At 52.7% G+C, this 16,500-nt stretch carries 14 protein-coding genes; 13 read left to right on the top strand and 1 reads right to left on the bottom strand.

All coding sequences use genetic code 11. From position 1 onward, the window contains the following. The first annotated feature begins 40 nt into the window (after positions 1-40). Positions 41-1,744 (top strand): tetratricopeptide repeat protein, encoded by a 1,704-nt coding sequence (locus FFS57_RS02250; protein WP_137936128.1) that lies wholly within the window; start codon positions 41-43, stop codon positions 1,742-1,744. A gap of 10 nt (positions 1,745-1,754) precedes the next feature. Here FFS57_RS02250 and FFS57_RS02255 read toward each other — a convergent pair whose 3' ends face one another. Continuing rightward, complete coding sequence (locus FFS57_RS02255) at positions 1,755-2,504, bottom strand: BPSS1780 family membrane protein (RefSeq protein WP_137936129.1); 750 nt, start codon at positions 2,502-2,504, stop codon at positions 1,755-1,757. Between the two features lie 318 nt (positions 2,505-2,822). On the opposite strand from FFS57_RS02255, the gene tkt reads away from it, so the two are divergent. The 12 genes from tkt to FFS57_RS02315 all read left to right on the top strand — a co-directional run bounded on the left by tkt (position 2,823) and on the right by FFS57_RS02315 (position 16,388). Next, positions 2,823-4,820 (top strand): transketolase, encoded by a 1,998-nt coding sequence (gene tkt, locus FFS57_RS02260; protein WP_502705890.1) that lies wholly within the window; start codon positions 2,823-2,825, stop codon positions 4,818-4,820. Positions 4,821-4,949: 129 nt separating this feature from the next. Then, complete coding sequence (gene gap, locus FFS57_RS02265; RefSeq protein WP_137936131.1) at positions 4,950-5,969, top strand: type I glyceraldehyde-3-phosphate dehydrogenase; 1,020 nt, start codon at positions 4,950-4,952, stop codon at positions 5,967-5,969. A 253-nt stretch (positions 5,970-6,222) separates the two neighbouring features. Continuing rightward, on the top strand, positions 6,223-6,624 hold the full coding sequence (locus FFS57_RS02270) for an ACT domain-containing protein (protein WP_137936132.1): 402 nt from the start codon (positions 6,223-6,225) through the stop codon (positions 6,622-6,624). Between the two features lie 23 nt (positions 6,625-6,647). Next, positions 6,648-7,829 (top strand): phosphoglycerate kinase, encoded by a 1,182-nt coding sequence (locus FFS57_RS02275; protein WP_137936133.1) that lies wholly within the window; start codon positions 6,648-6,650, stop codon positions 7,827-7,829. Between the two features lie 6 nt (positions 7,830-7,835). Further along, entirely contained in the window at positions 7,836-8,696 is an 861-nt protein-coding gene (locus FFS57_RS02280; RefSeq protein ID WP_137936134.1) for a DUF4349 domain-containing protein, read from the top strand. A 190-nt stretch (positions 8,697-8,886) separates the two neighbouring features. Beyond that, the gene (fba, locus tag FFS57_RS02285; protein WP_137936135.1) at positions 8,887-9,951 is read left to right on the top strand and encodes a class II fructose-bisphosphate aldolase; all 1,065 of its coding nucleotides are present in this window, start codon (positions 8,887-8,889) and stop codon (positions 9,949-9,951) included. Positions 9,952-10,188: 237 nt separating this feature from the next. Then, positions 10,189-11,124 carry a substrate-binding domain-containing protein gene (locus FFS57_RS02290; RefSeq protein ID WP_137936136.1) on the top strand — a complete coding sequence of 312 codons (936 nt, stop codon included), beginning with the start codon at positions 10,189-10,191 and terminating at the stop codon, positions 11,122-11,124. A gap of 62 nt (positions 11,125-11,186) precedes the next feature. After that, positions 11,187-11,924, top strand: coding sequence for a transporter substrate-binding domain-containing protein (locus FFS57_RS02295; RefSeq protein ID WP_137936137.1), 738 nt, complete (start codon positions 11,187-11,189; stop codon positions 11,922-11,924). Between the two features lie 442 nt (positions 11,925-12,366). After that, positions 12,367-12,780 (top strand): hypothetical protein, encoded by a 414-nt coding sequence (locus tag FFS57_RS02300; protein WP_137936138.1) that lies wholly within the window; start codon positions 12,367-12,369, stop codon positions 12,778-12,780. A 140-nt stretch (positions 12,781-12,920) separates the two neighbouring features. Then, positions 12,921-13,145, top strand: coding sequence for a hypothetical protein (locus FFS57_RS25575; protein WP_212749155.1), 225 nt, complete (start codon positions 12,921-12,923; stop codon positions 13,143-13,145). 167 nt (positions 13,146-13,312) lie between these two features. Further along, complete coding sequence (locus FFS57_RS02310) at positions 13,313-15,526, top strand: hypothetical protein (protein WP_137936139.1); 2,214 nt, start codon at positions 13,313-13,315, stop codon at positions 15,524-15,526. Positions 15,527-15,557: 31 nt separating this feature from the next. Continuing rightward, positions 15,558-16,388, top strand: a complete 831-nt coding sequence (locus FFS57_RS02315; RefSeq protein WP_137936140.1) for a hypothetical protein — start codon at positions 15,558-15,560, stop codon at positions 16,386-16,388. Positions 16,389-16,500: the final 112 nt, after the last annotated feature.

Here is a 16,500-nt window from a genome sequence, read left to right on the forward strand (position 1 = left end):
CTAAAATCACCATATCGTCATTATCGTATTTGAACGTGTCGTGAGCCGCCCACCCAATGCACTGACCGATCTTGCGCAACAAAACAGCAAGCGACTGGAAGACCCACGCAACGAACAGATCGATTACGCGCAACGGCTGTTTCTAGTGGTCGACAATGTGGTCGAGATGCGACAGTCGATGAGTTTTACGTTGTCTGCGATTGGTGCCAATAAAGTCGAGTTCGCCACCCGGGTGGGAGATGCACTGGCCAAGATCCAGAAACAGGATATCGACATCATCCTGTGCGATTACGACTTGGAACATCCTGCAGATGGCCTGCATTTGCTTGAGGAAATCAAGCTGCGTAACCTGGCCAAGCAGTCTTGTGTATTCATGATTGTCACCGGCGAGCGACGAGCACAAAACGTGATAGGTGCCGTCGAGCAGGCACCAGATGACTATCTATTGAAACCTTTCACAGGGGACGCACTGATCCGTCGCCTAGATCGAGCCATTCGCAAAAAACGCGAGTTTGAGTGTGTGGACAATTTCATCCTGCGCCATGAATACTTACGTGCAATTGATGAATGTAACAAGCACATTCGCGACAAAAACCAATATGCACTTGATTTTCTGAAACTCAAAGGGCGCATGTGCCTACAAATTGGCGATTTCGATACAGCCCGACAGACTTACAAACAGGTGCTGCAAATCAAGCCTTTGGCCTGGGCCAAAATGGGCTTGGGTAAATCAGAATTTCACTTGAAACACTTTGCCCTAGCAGAGCAATTGTTCAACGAAGTGCTCGACGAAAATGGCCAAGTCATGGAGGCCTACGATTGGCTGGCGAAAACCTTGTCTGCACAAGGTGAATTTGACCGTGCTCAACATACGTTGCAAACCGCCGTACGTATCTCTCCTACTATCGTCCAACGGCAAAAACAACTTGGGACCTTAGCCCACCGGAATAAGGATTTTGGGGTGGCTGAAACGGCCATGCGGCAAACCATTCAGCTAGCTCGCTATTCGTTTTGGCGTGACCCTGGCGACTACGCAGATTTGAGCCGAGTACAGCTAGACAAAGGTGATGTTAAGGCCGCACAGCAGACGGTGAGTGAAGTTCGCAAAGATTTTCCAAAAGATGCCAATGCCGTCATGGTCTCCTATGTGATGGAAAGCATGGTCAGCCAAAAAACTGGTGACAAAGCCGCCGCGCAGATGGCCCTGGAAATGGCTCAGAAACAATACCATCTACTTGGTGGAGACGTACCGGAACGCTATGTATTGGACCTGGCCGAAGCTTGTTATCGAGTGGGTGATGAGTCAGAAGCAGAACAGCTGGTACGCAATGTGTTGAAAAACCGCAATGAAGATCAGGATGTATTAGATCGCGTCAATAACCTCTACTCAGCAATCGGCCGTACAGAAACAGGTAATGCACTGATTGAACAGACCAATGCAGATCTGATCAGCATCAACAACCGAGCTGTGAACATGGCCAAGCAAGGGGACTTGGAAGGCGCTGTACAACTTTTCATCCAAGCGGTCACCGACATGCCAGCTAACATCCAAGTCACCCTCAACACCATCAACGCCTTACTCGCTTACGTGAACACCCAAGGCTGGCACGCCAGTTACATACAGCTGGCGAAGGAGTATCTGGAACGGGTCCGCAAACAGGACCCGGCCAATGGTAAATTTCAGAAGCTAGTACAAACCTACCAGCAAACGCTGTTGCGCTACTCGGCCAAACGAAGCAGATAAACGCCCATCATTATCGATCGAATACATCCCGATAGCTGACATAACCGGTAATCAACAATGTAGGTCCCAATACCAGTAATCCCAGCCCAAAAGGAATAATTGCTACAAACATCAACACGGTACCGATTACCGTGTAAACCAGCATCGGTACCAGATTACGCAAGCTGGCATTCAGGCCGAGTTTCAATGCATCCACCGCACCCACCCCTTCCAACATGACCAGATTTGTCGCGAACCACAGTGCCATCGTGACGGGTATAGCCATCGCAGCAAATACCAATATCGAAATGACGATAGCAAGTGCCGCAAATAAACCGATGCCCGCCAATGCCTCCATGTTTCCGATCAAGATACCTGTAAATACCGTGGCACCACCCGCTACCAGCACCGGTAGAAATGCGATCATCGAAACAGCCATCATTGCCACGACTGCAACCACACCCAACAAGGCTAGCTGATCCGTTCGTTGCCGAAAACCTGCAAACAATTGGCCAATTTCCAATTCTTCGCCATTTTCAGCCATAGAACACGCTGTGACGATTCCAGCAAATAGAATGGGGCCCAGCAGATTAGCCACCATACCGATTAGTGGCAGCTTGGTCGCCACGATATGAATAATGAAAAAGATCAGCGTAAACACTATCCACAATCCAGGTTGCTGTCGAAACAACTGAAATGCGCGGATGTACCACAACCACCCATGATTCGCGCTCACTGCACGAGATACGGGCAATCCACTACGATGTTCAAACGTCGTCATTACTTAATCCAAAATATTGAAATTGTTGGCAGATGGTAGGAGACCAAGCTTCTTTTATCGATTCTTCCCCTTCTTCACAAAATGTAGTCAAATCGCCTCCATGTAGTTTTACAACGAAAATTAAAGTGATAACTCGATGTTTTTTTTCGACAATCTTGCTCGAAAACCCTGAAACAGCGATAATTGCCGGATTTTTACGGTCGGCCGCGTGTAATTGGATGCCCCCACCCGCACATGCAGCCTGCTACTGAAAGCCCGTACCCAGGCCCTGGGGGAGTTTGATTCTTGCCAATGGGTACCACGAGGAAACCGATCTACATGGCGACTCGCAAGCAACTTGCCGATGCTATCCGCCTTTTGGCGATGGATGCAGTTCAAAAAGCCAATTCCGGCCATCCGGGCATGCCAATGGGCATGGCCGATATCGCAGAATCCCTCTGGAACCACAACTTGCGCCATAACCCGGCCAACCCGAACTGGGCTGACCGCGACCGCTTCGTGCTGTCGAACGGCCATGGTTCCATGCTGCTGTACGCACTGTTGCACCTGACGGGCTATGACCTGTCGATCGACGACCTCAAACAATTCCGCCAGTTACATAGCAAAACCCCGGGGCATCCGGAATATGGCTACGCACCCGGCATTGAAACCACTACTGGCCCGCTGGGTCAAGGCATTGCCAATGCAGTAGGCATGGCTATTGCGGAAAAAGTCCTGGCAGCAGAATTCAACCGCCCCAACTTCGACATCGTCAACCACCATACCTATGTGTTCCTGGGCGATGGTTGCATGATGGAGGGCATCTCGCACGAAGTCTGCTCGTTGGCTGGCACACTGGGTCTCAACAAACTGATCTGCTTCTATGACGACAACGGGATCTCCATTGACGGCGAAGTAGAAGGTTGGTTCACCGACGATACACCGAAACGCTTCGAATCCTATGGCTGGAAAGTCATTCCCAATGTAGATGGCCATGATTTTGCCGCATTGGATGCCGCCATTGCTGAAGCCAAGCAAAGTACCGACAAACCGGTAATGATTTGCTGCAAAACCGTCATTGGCCAAGGTTCGCCAAACAAAGCGGGTACCGAATCCTGCCATGGCGCGCCGTTGGGTGATGCAGAAATTGCCGCTACTCGTGCCAATCTGGGCTGGGAACACGAGCCATTCCACGTACCGCATGCGGTTTACCAAGGTTGGGACGCAAAAGCACGCGGTGGTGCCCAAGAAGCACGCTGGAACAGCCTGTTTGCAGACTACCAAAAAACCAATCCGGAATTGGCTGCTGAATTCCTGCGCCGCATGGCTGGCGAACTGCCTGCCGACTGGGCTAGCCACGCACAAACAGCTATTGCTGCGGTGGATGCCAAGGGCGAAACCATCGCAACCCGCAAGGCTTCGCAAAATGCCATTTCCGCGTTCGCACCCAAATTGCCCGAACTGCTTGGCGGCTCTGCCGACCTTGCTGGTTCGAACCTAACACTGTGGTCCGGTGCCAAAGGTGTTGCCAAGGAAAATGGCGGTAACTACCTGTACTACGGCGTGCGCGAGTTCGGCATGGCCGCCATCATGAACGGCCTGACCTTGCACGGCGGTGTTCGTCCCTACGGCGCCACCTTCCTGATGTTCAGCGAATACGCCCGTAATGCGCTGCGGATGGCTGCGCTGATGAAAATCAACCCGATTTTCGTCTTTACTCACGATTCAATCGGCCTGGGCGAAGATGGCCCGACCCACCAGCCGGTGGAGCAAACCGCTACTCTGCGCCTGATCCCCAATATGGATGTTTGGCGCCCTGCCGATGCCGTTGAATCCGCTGTTGCCTGGGCAATGGCGATTGAGCGCAAGAGTGGTCCAAGCTGCCTGATCTTCAGCCGTCAGAACTTGCCGCACGTACCTCGTGAAACTACAACCGTAACCAACATCCGTCGTGGCGGCTACATCCTGCGTGACTCATTCAAAGCAGAACCGGATGTAGTACTGATTGCGACGGGTTCCGAAGTGGAGCTGGCCCTGAAAGCTCAAGCAGAACTGGCCAGCCAAGACATCGCTGCCCGCGTAGTCTCCATGCCATCTACCTTTATTTTCGACCATCAGGATGCCGCCTACCGCAAGCAAGTGTTGCCCGCCGGCACACCGCGCGTTGCCATCGAAGCTGGCGTGACCGACTACTGGCGTAAGTATGTTGGCCTGGAAGGTGGCGTGGTCGGTATTGATACATTTGGCGAATCAGCCCCCGCTGGCGCGCTGTTTAAACATTTTGGCCTGACTGTAGACAATGTCGTGAAAACTGCACAGACGGTGATCGGCAAGTAACACAATAAAGGCGCCACGAAACAAGCCCGGTATTGTAGTGATTACAAAACGGGCTTTTTCCAGGCGCCAATAAAAATAATAATTTTCACTTCAGATTTTGTAATTTTTGTTTCAGGAGATTGAATCAACATGGCTATCCGCATCGCAATCAACGGCTACGGACGTATCGGCCGCAACGTGCTGCGCGCGATTTATGAGCTGAACAAGACCAACGAGTTCAAGGTCGTCGCTGTCAACGCCTCTGGCGATTTGGCAACCAACGCCCATTTGACGCGCTTTGACACGGTACACGGGCGGTTCAACGCCGACGTGAAGGCCGATGTGGATGGCGGTTGGCTACGCATCAACGACGCCAACGTCAAGTTCTTCTCGACTCGCAATCCTGCCGAATTACCCTGGGGCGACCTGGGCATCGACGTTGTGTTGGAATGTACTGGCTCCTTTACCAGCAAAGCCAAGTGTATGCCACACATTGAAGCAGGCGCGAAAAAGGTGCTGATCTCAGCACCGGGCGACAAGGACGTGGACGCAACCATCGTCTATGGTGTCAACCACCACCTGCTCAAGAGCGACATGACTGTCGTTTCCAATGCATCGTGCACCACCAACTGTCTGGCACCGCTGGTTCAGCCGCTACATGACAAACTTGGCGTGGTAAAAGGCTTGATGACAACGATTCACGCCTATACCAATGACCAGGTATTGACTGACGTACGTCACAAAGACCTGCGCCGTGCCCGTTCTGCCACCCAATCGATCATTCCGACTAAAACCGGCGCAGCTTCTGCAGTGGGCCTGGTATTGCCGGAACTGAATGGCAAGCTGGATGGCTATGCCCTACGCGTGCCGACCATCAATGTATCGATGGTTGACCTCAGCTTTGTTGCCGGCCGTAATACCAGCAAGGAAGAAGTCAACGCAATCCTGAAGGAAGCGTCGGAAACCTACCTGAAGGATATTCTGGGTTACAACGACCTGCCGTTGGTATCCATCGACTTCAACCATACCAGCGAAGCATCGATTTTCGATTCCACCTTGACCAAGGTCATGGATGGCAATCTGGTGAAGGTTTCCTCGTGGTACGACAACGAGTGGGGCTTCTCCTGCCAGATGCTGCGCACGCTGAAAGCGATGATGGAAGCCAAGTAATCAATGCACAAAACCGCATGCTGTGTTCGCGAAAAAAGGCTGCCAAGCTAAAAATTGCCGAGCAGGCATGCGATTTGGCTGCTATGTTGAATCGTTGTAATGAATTTCTTCACAGCTGCATTGGACTTCAACGGGAGAACGGGCAACCGGCTCCCGTTGTTTTTACGTATAAGTTGTGGTGTGCAATGATTAGGCGATCACTGCGCTTGTGCGTAAAATACGACATCTTCATAGTTCGAGACTGCTGATCCCGATGCTCACGCTACGGCGACTGCCCGATACTTTTGCCATTCACCGGTGGCCAGCAACTAGCGCGATACCTGCCGCTGCCTTGGCAGCCAACTGGTTTTCCATCACCCGAACAGCCAACGAACTGTCGTTGGTACTGCCCTCAGCCATTACGCTACCTTCCGAACATGTTTCAACCGACTGGCAAGCACTGGCTGTAGTAGGTCCACTGGATTTCGCCCTGACCGGTATTCTTGCCGGACTGTCCGGTGTATTGGCTCAAGCTGGCATTTCAATTTTCGCGATCTCGACATACGACACCGATATTCTGCTGATCAAAGCTGACAGGATGGATGCGGCCATTCACGCGCTACAACAAGCCGGTTATCACATAGAATCGGCCCCCACCCCCACGGCTTTGACCTGAAAAAACAATCCTTGGAGCCAGACATGAATTTTCGCAAACTGACCGACCTTGACCTCGCTGGCAAGAAAGTGCTGATTCGGGTCGACATGAATGTCCCCGTTAAAAATGGCGTCATCGGTGACGACACACGTATTCGTGCATCGTTGTTGTCTATCGAGCATTGCCTGAAAGCGGGTGCTGCAGTGATTCTGATGACTCACCTGGGGCGACCAACTGAAGGTGAACTGACCGAAGAGGATACCCTGAAGCCCGTTGCAGCCCGGTTATCAGAACTCTTGGGTAAGGCCGTTCCTGTTATGGCAGATTGGCAGAGCCAGGGCTTAACTATCCAAGCCGGCGATGTCGTGATGCTGGAAAACGTCCGCTGCAATGTCGGCGAGAAAAAGAACAAGGACGAGCTGGGCCAGGCCTATGCCAACCTGTGTGACGTATTCGTCCATGATGCTTTCGGCACCTCGCACCGTGCAGAGGCTTCTACCTACGCCGTAGCCAAATTCGCTCCCATTGCCTGCGCAGGTATTTTGATGGCCGCTGAACTGGATGCACTGGGCAAAGCCTTGGCTCAACCTGCCCGTCCGCTTGTTGCCATCGTGGCCGGCTCCAAGGTTTCCACCAAACTGACCATTCTGGAAGCATTGGCTGACAAGGTTGATCAATTGATCGTCGGTGGTGGTATTGCCAATACGTTCTTGTTGGCCGAAGGCAAGCAAATCGGCAAGTCGCTGGCTGAACCAGATCTGGTCGAGGCTGCACAGGCAGTGATCAAGAAACTGCGCGCACGTGGCGGTGATGTACCTTTACCGACCGATGTGGTATGCGCAACAGAATTTGCGGAGACTGCAACCGCAACCCCCAAGGCGCTGGCGGATGTCACTACCGAGGATATGATTCTCGATATTGGCACCCAATCGGCCCAACAACTGGCCGATATTGTCGCCCAAGCAGGAACAGTCGTATGGAATGGCCCGGTCGGTGTGTTTGAGTTCGATCAGTTTGGTAGTGGCACCAAGACACTGGCGACTGCCATTGCCAACAGCCAAGCCTTTTCGATTGCTGGCGGTGGCGACACTTTGGCAGCGATTGCCAAGTACGGCATTACCGAGCAAATCAGCTACATCTCTACCGGTGGTGGTGCGTTCCTGGAATTCCTGGAAGGCAAGACCTTGCCAGCAGTTGAGATCCTGGGCCAACGTGCCAACGGATAAACCACCATGCGCCACCTCGCCTTGAGTGTCTTGCTGTCAGCCAGCGTACTGACCGCATGTGGAAAAAAAGAAGCGCCAATGGCCAATATGGCCGCTGCGCCAGCGGCGGAGGTCGCAGCCCCCGCAGCGCCCCCAGTAGCTGACCAAGCCGATTACAGCAGGGCTGCTGGTGCAGCGGGGCAAGCTGAAGCGGCGCCACAACGTTATCTGGCGATTCGTCATCATTTGACGATCGAGAGTGATCCGGTTGATCTGGAAAAAGCCTGGCAGGCCGCGCAAGCCAAGTGTCTGGCATTGGGTTGTGAGATTCTCAGTGCAGGTCTGCAACGTAACGAAGCAGATCGACTGCCGTCGGCAGAACTATCGCTTCGGATACCACCGAAGAATGTCACTGCCTTCTTCGAAACACTCAAGCAAGGCGGTCACATTCAATCCCAACAAACTACTACTGAGGATAAAACCGATGCAGTGGTCGATGTGGAAGCTCGGCTGAAAAACTATACCGAGCTGCGTGATCGCTTACGGCAAATGATCACCAACAAAGATGGCAAGTTGGCTGACGTGTTGGCGGTACATAAAGAGCTGGCCAACACACAGGCCGAAATCGACCACATGACCGGTATGCGCAAAGTGTTGGCCAATGAAACTGAAAAGGTGGCCATTGATGTGCAATTTGTACCGATTCGGTCAATTGCCGAACGTGGTGTATGGACACCATTAGGTGATGCTTGGCAGCGCTCAGGGTACAATTTCACCAGCGGCTTGGCAGATGTATTGCACTTTGTCACATCTGCCATTCCTTGGTTATTGCTGATCGCACCTGCCGTTTGGCTATGGCGCCGGCGGCGTAAAGCACGCAGTAAATAAGCATGACGTTGAGTGAGCGCATCTGCTGAAACAAAAGATGCGCTTGCTTGATCAACACAATCTGAAATGCAGGCATCGTACCTGCCATAAAACAACAGATGACGTGCCGGCACGTTTTATTCAAGGCATGTCCCGTAGTGCAGATACTACGGCGAGGGATGACAATTTAGTAACGAACAGGAGAAATACAATGGCACTCGTCTCAATGCGCCAGCTGCTGGACCATGCAGCCGAATACAGCTATGGTCTACCAGCCTTCAACGTCAACAATCTGGAGCAAATGCGCGCCATCATGGAAGCTGCTGACAAGGTCGATGCGCCTGTGATCGTGCAAGCTTCTGCTGGCGCCCGCAAGTACGCCGGTGCCCCATTCCTGCGCCACCTCATTCTGGCTGCGGTTGAAGAATTCCCGCACATCCCTGTGGTCATGCACCAGGATCATGGCACCAGCCCTGGTGTCTGCCAACGCTCCATTCAATTGGGCTTCAGCTCAGTCATGATGGACGGTTCGCTGGGTGAAGATGGCAAAACCCCAACCGACTACGATTACAACGCCGCGGTTACCAAACGCGTAGTCGATATGGCTCATGCTTGTGGTGTATCCGTTGAAGGCGAAATCGGTTGTCTGGGCAGCCTGGAAACCGGTATGGCCGGCGAAGAAGATGGCATCGGCGCAGAAGGCACATTGGATCACAGCCAACTACTGACTGATCCGGAAGAAGCTGCTCGCTTTGTCAAAGATACAGGCGTTGATGCATTGGCAATCGCCATCGGCACTAGCCACGGCGCGTACAAATTTACCCGCCCACCCACCGGTGACATCCTGGCTATTGGCCGCATCAAGGAAATCCACGCTCGCATCCCGAATACCCACTTGGTCATGCACGGCTCCAGCAGCGTGCCGCAAGAATGGCTGAAAGTGATCAACGAATTCGGCGGTGAAATGCCGGAAACCTATGGTGTGCCGGTTGAAGAAATCGTCGAAGGCATTAAGCACGGCGTACGCAAGATCAACATCGACACCGACCTGCGTCTGGCATCCACTGGTGCGATCCGTCGCTTCCTTGCTCACAACAAGAGCGAGTTTGACCCCCGCAAGTACCTGAAGGAAACCGTTACCGCCATGCGCGATATTTGTATCGCACGCTATGAAGCGTTTGGTGCGGCTGGTCAGGCATCCAAGATCAAGGCAATCAACTTGGAAAAGATGGCTGATCGCTATGCGAAAGGTGAACTGGCGCAAATTGTGAAGTAAGCCAGCTCAAACCGCCCAACTAAAAACGCCCACCATCAAGTGGGCGTTTTTAGTTGCAGCAACTGCCCATTGTTATTTGCTTCATGCGGTCGATCACCGCCACCCGATCAGGCTCTCCACCAGTGCCCCAATCAGGAATCCCACCATACATCGCCTATATTGGTTAGATATGGGCCGATTCTTCATTCTGATCCCGCCCATCCCTCTATCAGGCAACTACCTATAAGGCGGTTGAGCATGAACCGGCGTCAATTTAACCAATGGGCCAGCCTTCTTCTTGCGCAGCTACTTGCTTCACCTGGTCATGCCGCAGGCAAACCGGTGATCGGCATGCTACTGAAATCGATGCGGAACGAGTTCTTTAAATTAATGGCTGACGCCGCACAGAAATATTACCGTGCCAAAGCGAGTGAATTCGAATTGCTGCTGGATGGTGTTCAGGAAGAAACCGACGTCAAAGGCCAGGAAGACATCATCAAACGCTGGGCTGGTCGGCAGCTGGATGCATTGATTGTGGTACCTGCCGACTCAGTCACCTTGTTACCCACCTTGCTGAAGGCCATCGAACGAGGCTGCTTGGTCATCAATATGGATAACAAACTGGATGACCGTGCGTTGGCTGCGGCAGGAGTTAATATCCCATTCGTTGGCCCCAGCAATTTCGCTGGTGCAAAAAGCGTGGGCGAATATGTGGCGCGCCAACTTCCAGCGGGCAGTTTTGTTGGGTTGATTGAAGGGCCGCCGAATTCGATCAACGCAAAAGCACGTAGTGATGGCTTCCGTGCCGCGTTACGAGCAGCAAACATGAATGTTGCCGGCATCCGTTCCGGTTTTTGGGAAGTCGAAAAAGGAAAAGCTGCCGCGTTGGAGCTGTTGAAAGCCTTTCCCGATATCAAGGCATTGCTATGCGGGAACGACAACATGGCGATTGGGGCCGCCGCAGCCGTAAACAGCAGAAGTGCCACCGTGTCGGTTCTGGTAGCCGGTTATGACCACATCCCCGCAATCCGTCCTTTGATTGCTGAAGGCAAGGTGGCAGCCACTGCCGATCAGCACCCGGAAACCCAGGTGGAATTCGCTATTGATTTGGCTACCAACGCCGTCAAAAAACGCATGATGCAAAGCGAGTTACCTACAATTGTCCAGACACCTGTACAACTGATTACCCAATGATTCTTCGCTGTATTCGATATGGATCACGCTGTTGCAGATTATTGACAGTCTGGATAATGACTGTGGCAGCTGCAAAAGCAGCGGTCACACTGGATGTGTATGCTGATGCTTATCCACCTTTCCTGAACATCCACAAAAACAGTTTGCGTGGCCCGATGGTGGAAGCTTTTGCCAAACTGATGGCTCAACGAGGGATCACCCCCCGCTTCATTGCCCAACCCACCAAGCGGGTGATGCTGACCATTGCCACTACCCCAAACAGTTGTGGACTGGCTGTCAATTTCTCACCCGGTGACGCGGAAACCATCACCTATGTTGCCCGAATTGCGCCTGTCACAATCGCCGTTTATGCCAGAAAAGACTGGAACCACGTCATCAAATCGGTTGCTGATCTCAAGTCGCACTCCATTGGCGCCATTGATATCGCCGAAATCCGAGATCTACTAGACCTGGCTGGTATCCGTTACGAACCACTAGCTAAAACCAGCAGCGGTATGCGAATGTTGGCCGCAGCACGATTCGATTTGTTGATCAGTGATCTGAACCCAGAGTATTTGACCGGTAAGGACCAACAGGCACATGATATCCACAACGTATTGACCCTCGCTCGCCTGGATCGTTGGTTGGCCTGCAACCCAAAAATTGATTCCACCACCTTATCCACCCTGCGGCGCACCTTAAAAACGGGCCTGTTCAATGAATCCACCCAAATAATCTGGCAGCAGCACGGACTGGTCGCCTACTGGCGTGAGGCCATGCAGGAATGGAATGACGTCGCTCCCCCTGTTAGTGGCAAATAAGTACATTTCCGGATCAGGCCACTCTCGGGCCAAACTGATCGATATAATAAGGCGCTATTGAGTACCTTTTCTAAAGCCATTCACGATGAAGTAACTCTGGCCCCCATTCTTCCATAACGTTTGGTCTGGATTTCGATTGTTGGGATTACAACCGATCCAAGTGTGAAATTCCCGCTGTACACCCGAACAGTTCGCATTGCTGGTATTAATGAATGTGGAGTTGGAGATCGCCACCTGCAGGCTAGAGTTTAGCCAAAGCGGGGAAATGAATTGGGTAGCTTTACCCAATTACCTATTGATCCCAATGCTGGATGTGATGGTAGGGCTAATACTGACCCGGTTGTTCAAGCATCGCCGGTTACTGTTGTGGCGGCCGGTTGCAGTGTTGTCCATTTCAGTTTGGTTATCCTTAACTTGCCAGTCCTTGGTGAAGTGAGGTGGCTTGAAGGTCCACGATCTAGAAGCGATTCATTTCACACCCGTCAACGTGATCTGGCTGGTTCTGTCGATATGGTATCTACTGATCCTGTTATTGGCACTGAAGCGTGTCCTAAAGGTTTCGTTACGGCGAGCAATTCTGGTCAGCATTACCATGATTCCGGGACAAATGGCCGGGGCCATGTTGTACTCAGAATCGCTATGGTGGCCGATGACAACAGACGCCCTGGCCGAGCATCCAGCCCCACCGTCACCCCTTGTCTTGGACGAGTCATTCCTGCGTGAGGAGAAGACACGTCTGGATGAGTATTTGGCTTCATTAGCCCCTGAACGTAAGGGAGTCGTCATTTCTGCAAGCTGCTGGCTACAGCACCACGACTACCCAGCTCTGCCAGTACCGGACGCGGTTATTGCATAAGCCATAGACCCATTATATTAATATTAGTATCTTCTAATATTAATATAATTAGATTTTCTTATTTTCTCCATTTAAAAAGCATATTGCTGCCGATCTGATTTCGGCAGGAACTTTTAGCTGGCAACTGACAATAAGGAGACATGATGAACCCTTGCAATTCCAATTCGCGTAAGGCGATTTCCCTATTTGCGCTCTCCCTGACATTGGCCTTATTCGCTGGGTGTGGCGGAGGCGGCGGTAGTGACAGCACTGGGACAACCACGGGTACTGGTACTGGTACTGGTACTGGTACTGGTACGACGACAGGATCGTCGGTTTCTGGGCTTCAGGTTGCCGAACAGGTCAGCGTCGTCGAGGCCAAATGACCCTTCCATCCACGCAACCAGTCCAGACAACTGCTTGACCGTGGCGCAGTGATTGACACAAAGGCATGCAACGGTTGCCGATGCAGCGGGCCATTTTGCCCGTGCAATGCACTGCAACGATGGAATCAAACAAATTGGAAATTGCGCGTTTAATTTAGGAGTGCTTCATGTCACAAGCTAAAACAACACTCATTGCCAGCCTTGTTGCCGGCATTTTTGCCCCAGTTGGTTCCATACTGGCGGACATCCCCGCCGATTCGGACTACAACAAGGACAAATCTCAACGGCATGTCCATGAACGAGCAGCGGAAACGTTCGATATGGTCAACGAAATCCTATGCTATTTTGGTCAGACCAAGTATGCCAGCTTCGTCAACAAAGGCCCTTACAAAGCAATGGTGGATGCCAACCAATGCTCATCCAGCCGTGACGATGGTAGCAACAGCACAGCCGATTCAAGTTCAACCAGCAACAACCCCAGTTACATGGACTGGGTTATCGATGTGACCCGAGCAGACAACACGTCGTCACAGATCGTGAAGTTCTGGATTGATGACAAGGGCGGGGGCGATGACGGCGCCATGAAAATCCATGCGCTGATGACCATCACCGAAGCCGCCAGTGACAAAAACCCGTATGGGCTGTTCAAGCTCGACTTCATCGGGCATCCCGTCGTCAATGGCCAGACCATGAGCGAACCTGGCATGCGCGGTTATATGGAAGTCGCCAAGAATGCAAGTGACGTAGCGGAATTGTCGTTTTTCAATACCAATAAAGAACGGCAGTCCAATCAAACCCGTTCAGAGAGTGCCGTTATACAGCGCGCGGCCGATGGATCATCTGGTTCAGGCAAGACCGGGACAGGCAAAGAATCCTTTTCGTTTGCCTTTGACAGCAGTCACTTCTTGCGCGGTTCGGCAGCTGAAAACACCTGCTTCAGCCGGGATCAGCGAGACGAGACGGTATGGCGCTACGGTCTCTACGATGTTGCCACCGGCCAGCGCGTCGATGTCAATTCTGGCTTTCCAATCAAGGTAGAGCAGGATGGGAAAAAGTATCACGGCTGGGTAGGATACTGGGGCTTGCACCTGCCACGCGAAGTGATGTTGAACAATGGCGACACAGTCTATAAGGAGGCATTCGGTAAAGATGGTGCAGCCACGCCATACACCCTGCTAAAGGCTGGCGGACGCCTTCAAAAACACACACGCAAGACCTTGACGCTAGCTGATATCGCCGGTGTGTTGTTGGACTGGCAGCCCATGAACAGCACTACGCGCTTCCAGATCAAGTGGGACAAAGATCAGGGCAAGTTTTTCAAGGTCAAATCCATGCCGGCCAAGCAAGAGGGCGAACAAATGTCCAATTGGGAGGAAATCAAACCGGCGGTCGCGCTGAGCGCTTCCGACTTGGAGAATCAGCATGATCTGAATGCGTGGTCGCAGGCATTGGGTGGGCAGGTTCGTGTCGCAATCAAAGAGGCAGACCCGACCCGGCCAGGTCAAGCGACGCTCAGGACACTGCTAAACACAACGCAAGCCACGGTGATGGTACAAACGTTTGTTGGTCCCAATGACTCGGTACCCTCGACACTTGCTTGCTTCGACAATTGCCCAGACGTATCCAAATTTGGGGTGGTTGGCCAGCAACCCTATTGGGGATTTGGCACGGGCCAACATGATTACACCTTTGACAGCACAACCATGCTGCTCAAAGAAGGTAATAAGAACGTCGTGCTGACCGCCACCTACAGTGGTGTTCGGAACATTAACAGCGGCCCCATGTTCGAACCGAATTCGACCAACATGAGCAAGCTCGCCTGCGACTGGAACACCTCACAGACATGTTCCTGGAAAGCCTGGCAAGTGCTGGATTCGTTCTACACATGGCAAACAGGCATTGACCAATGGAACCAGCTGGCGTTGTTGAAGGATAGTAGCGGCAAGATCTTGAAGTTCGATCAGCCCAAGCTGGTCACACTGGTCTATACCAACGCCGATTTAGGATTCAAGGAAACCAAGTTCCAATTGGAATACGGCGGATTTGGCAATCTGCACGGCATTCCTGGTGATTGCGTCCATCCAGAAACCAACCTGAAAACGGCTTGTGGTCCGAACGTCCGCTTCGTGCCCGTCTTTTCGATCCCAACCGGGACAGAGGTGACCGATGCCACGCCCGGATCGACCAAGACTTATCTTGTCAAGGCATTGGATATGGAACAACGCATGAAGAAAATCGACACCACGATGTGCAGCTCACTGACACTACCAACCAACGTTACATTACCCGATGGCTCGCACTTCAAGACGCCTGATGTCGGTGATGAACCGACCGTCTCCGGCGGTGCGGCAGTCGTGGGCGGTGTCATCAAGACAGAGTGACGGTCATCGTGCCATTCCGCCAGGTTCAATCGTGAACTTGAACAATGACATCTTGGAACGCTGCCCGGGGCCGCCAACGGCTCCGGCGCGGTGGTTCATTCCGGCATTGCTGGCACTGGCGCTCCACACAACGGTCTTTCACTTATTACCCGCCCCTACCGCTAAACCGCCCACGCAGTCGACAAAACACTTCGCGCTGTCATTACTTCGGCGTGCTACAACACTACCTTCTGCACCCTTGGACGCCGCCATCGCGCGATCTCGTCAACCCGACGCAGCGTTGAGACCTGGATCCGATCGGTTGAGACACCGCATTACTCATGCCACCGCCGCAGAGTCACCGGCAACGGCGACGAACGAGGCAACTCCTCCCGCGAACGAGCCTGTCGATCAATCGTTGCCGACCGTTCTCCCCCCCGTTCCCGACGTGGGTAGGGAAGCCATACAACCATTGCTTGATTTCGGCCAGCGTCGCCGCTGGGGTATTTCGTTTACTGGGCCGTCACCAGCAAGTGCGGACCCACTTTTTGAGGAAGCACGACGACTGGATGCCCAAAACCAGTACCTGTCGAGTCTGGCAATATCGATTGGCACACGCATCGCCCACGCGCAGCTACAACTGCAGGGCTCCTCGCCTGCCACACATTGCAGCGTGACGCTGGCTGCACATAGCGACCCGTCAATTGACTGTGCAACGCCGCAGCAGCATGCATGGCTCGTCGACAATCTCGACCCGGCAAGCTTCCCAAAACCTGAATCGCACTTTCCGTCGGCAGCATTTCTGATCGCCATCGACGGCGACGGAGCACTGCATTTCTCAATCACCCGTGCAGAACCCGCCAGTCTCGCAAAGGCCGAATGATCGGCAACGATCAACCCAAATGCCGCCCTCACCCCAGTTGACGGGACACGAGATGCGTTCTCTACACCACCTTGGTGACGGATTTGGGATAATGAACATCGAACCCTTTCCA

Origin of the sequence: Chitinivorax sp. B, assembly GCF_005503445.1 — a bacterium.
GTDB lineage: Bacteria > Pseudomonadota > Gammaproteobacteria > Burkholderiales > SCOH01 > Chitinivorax.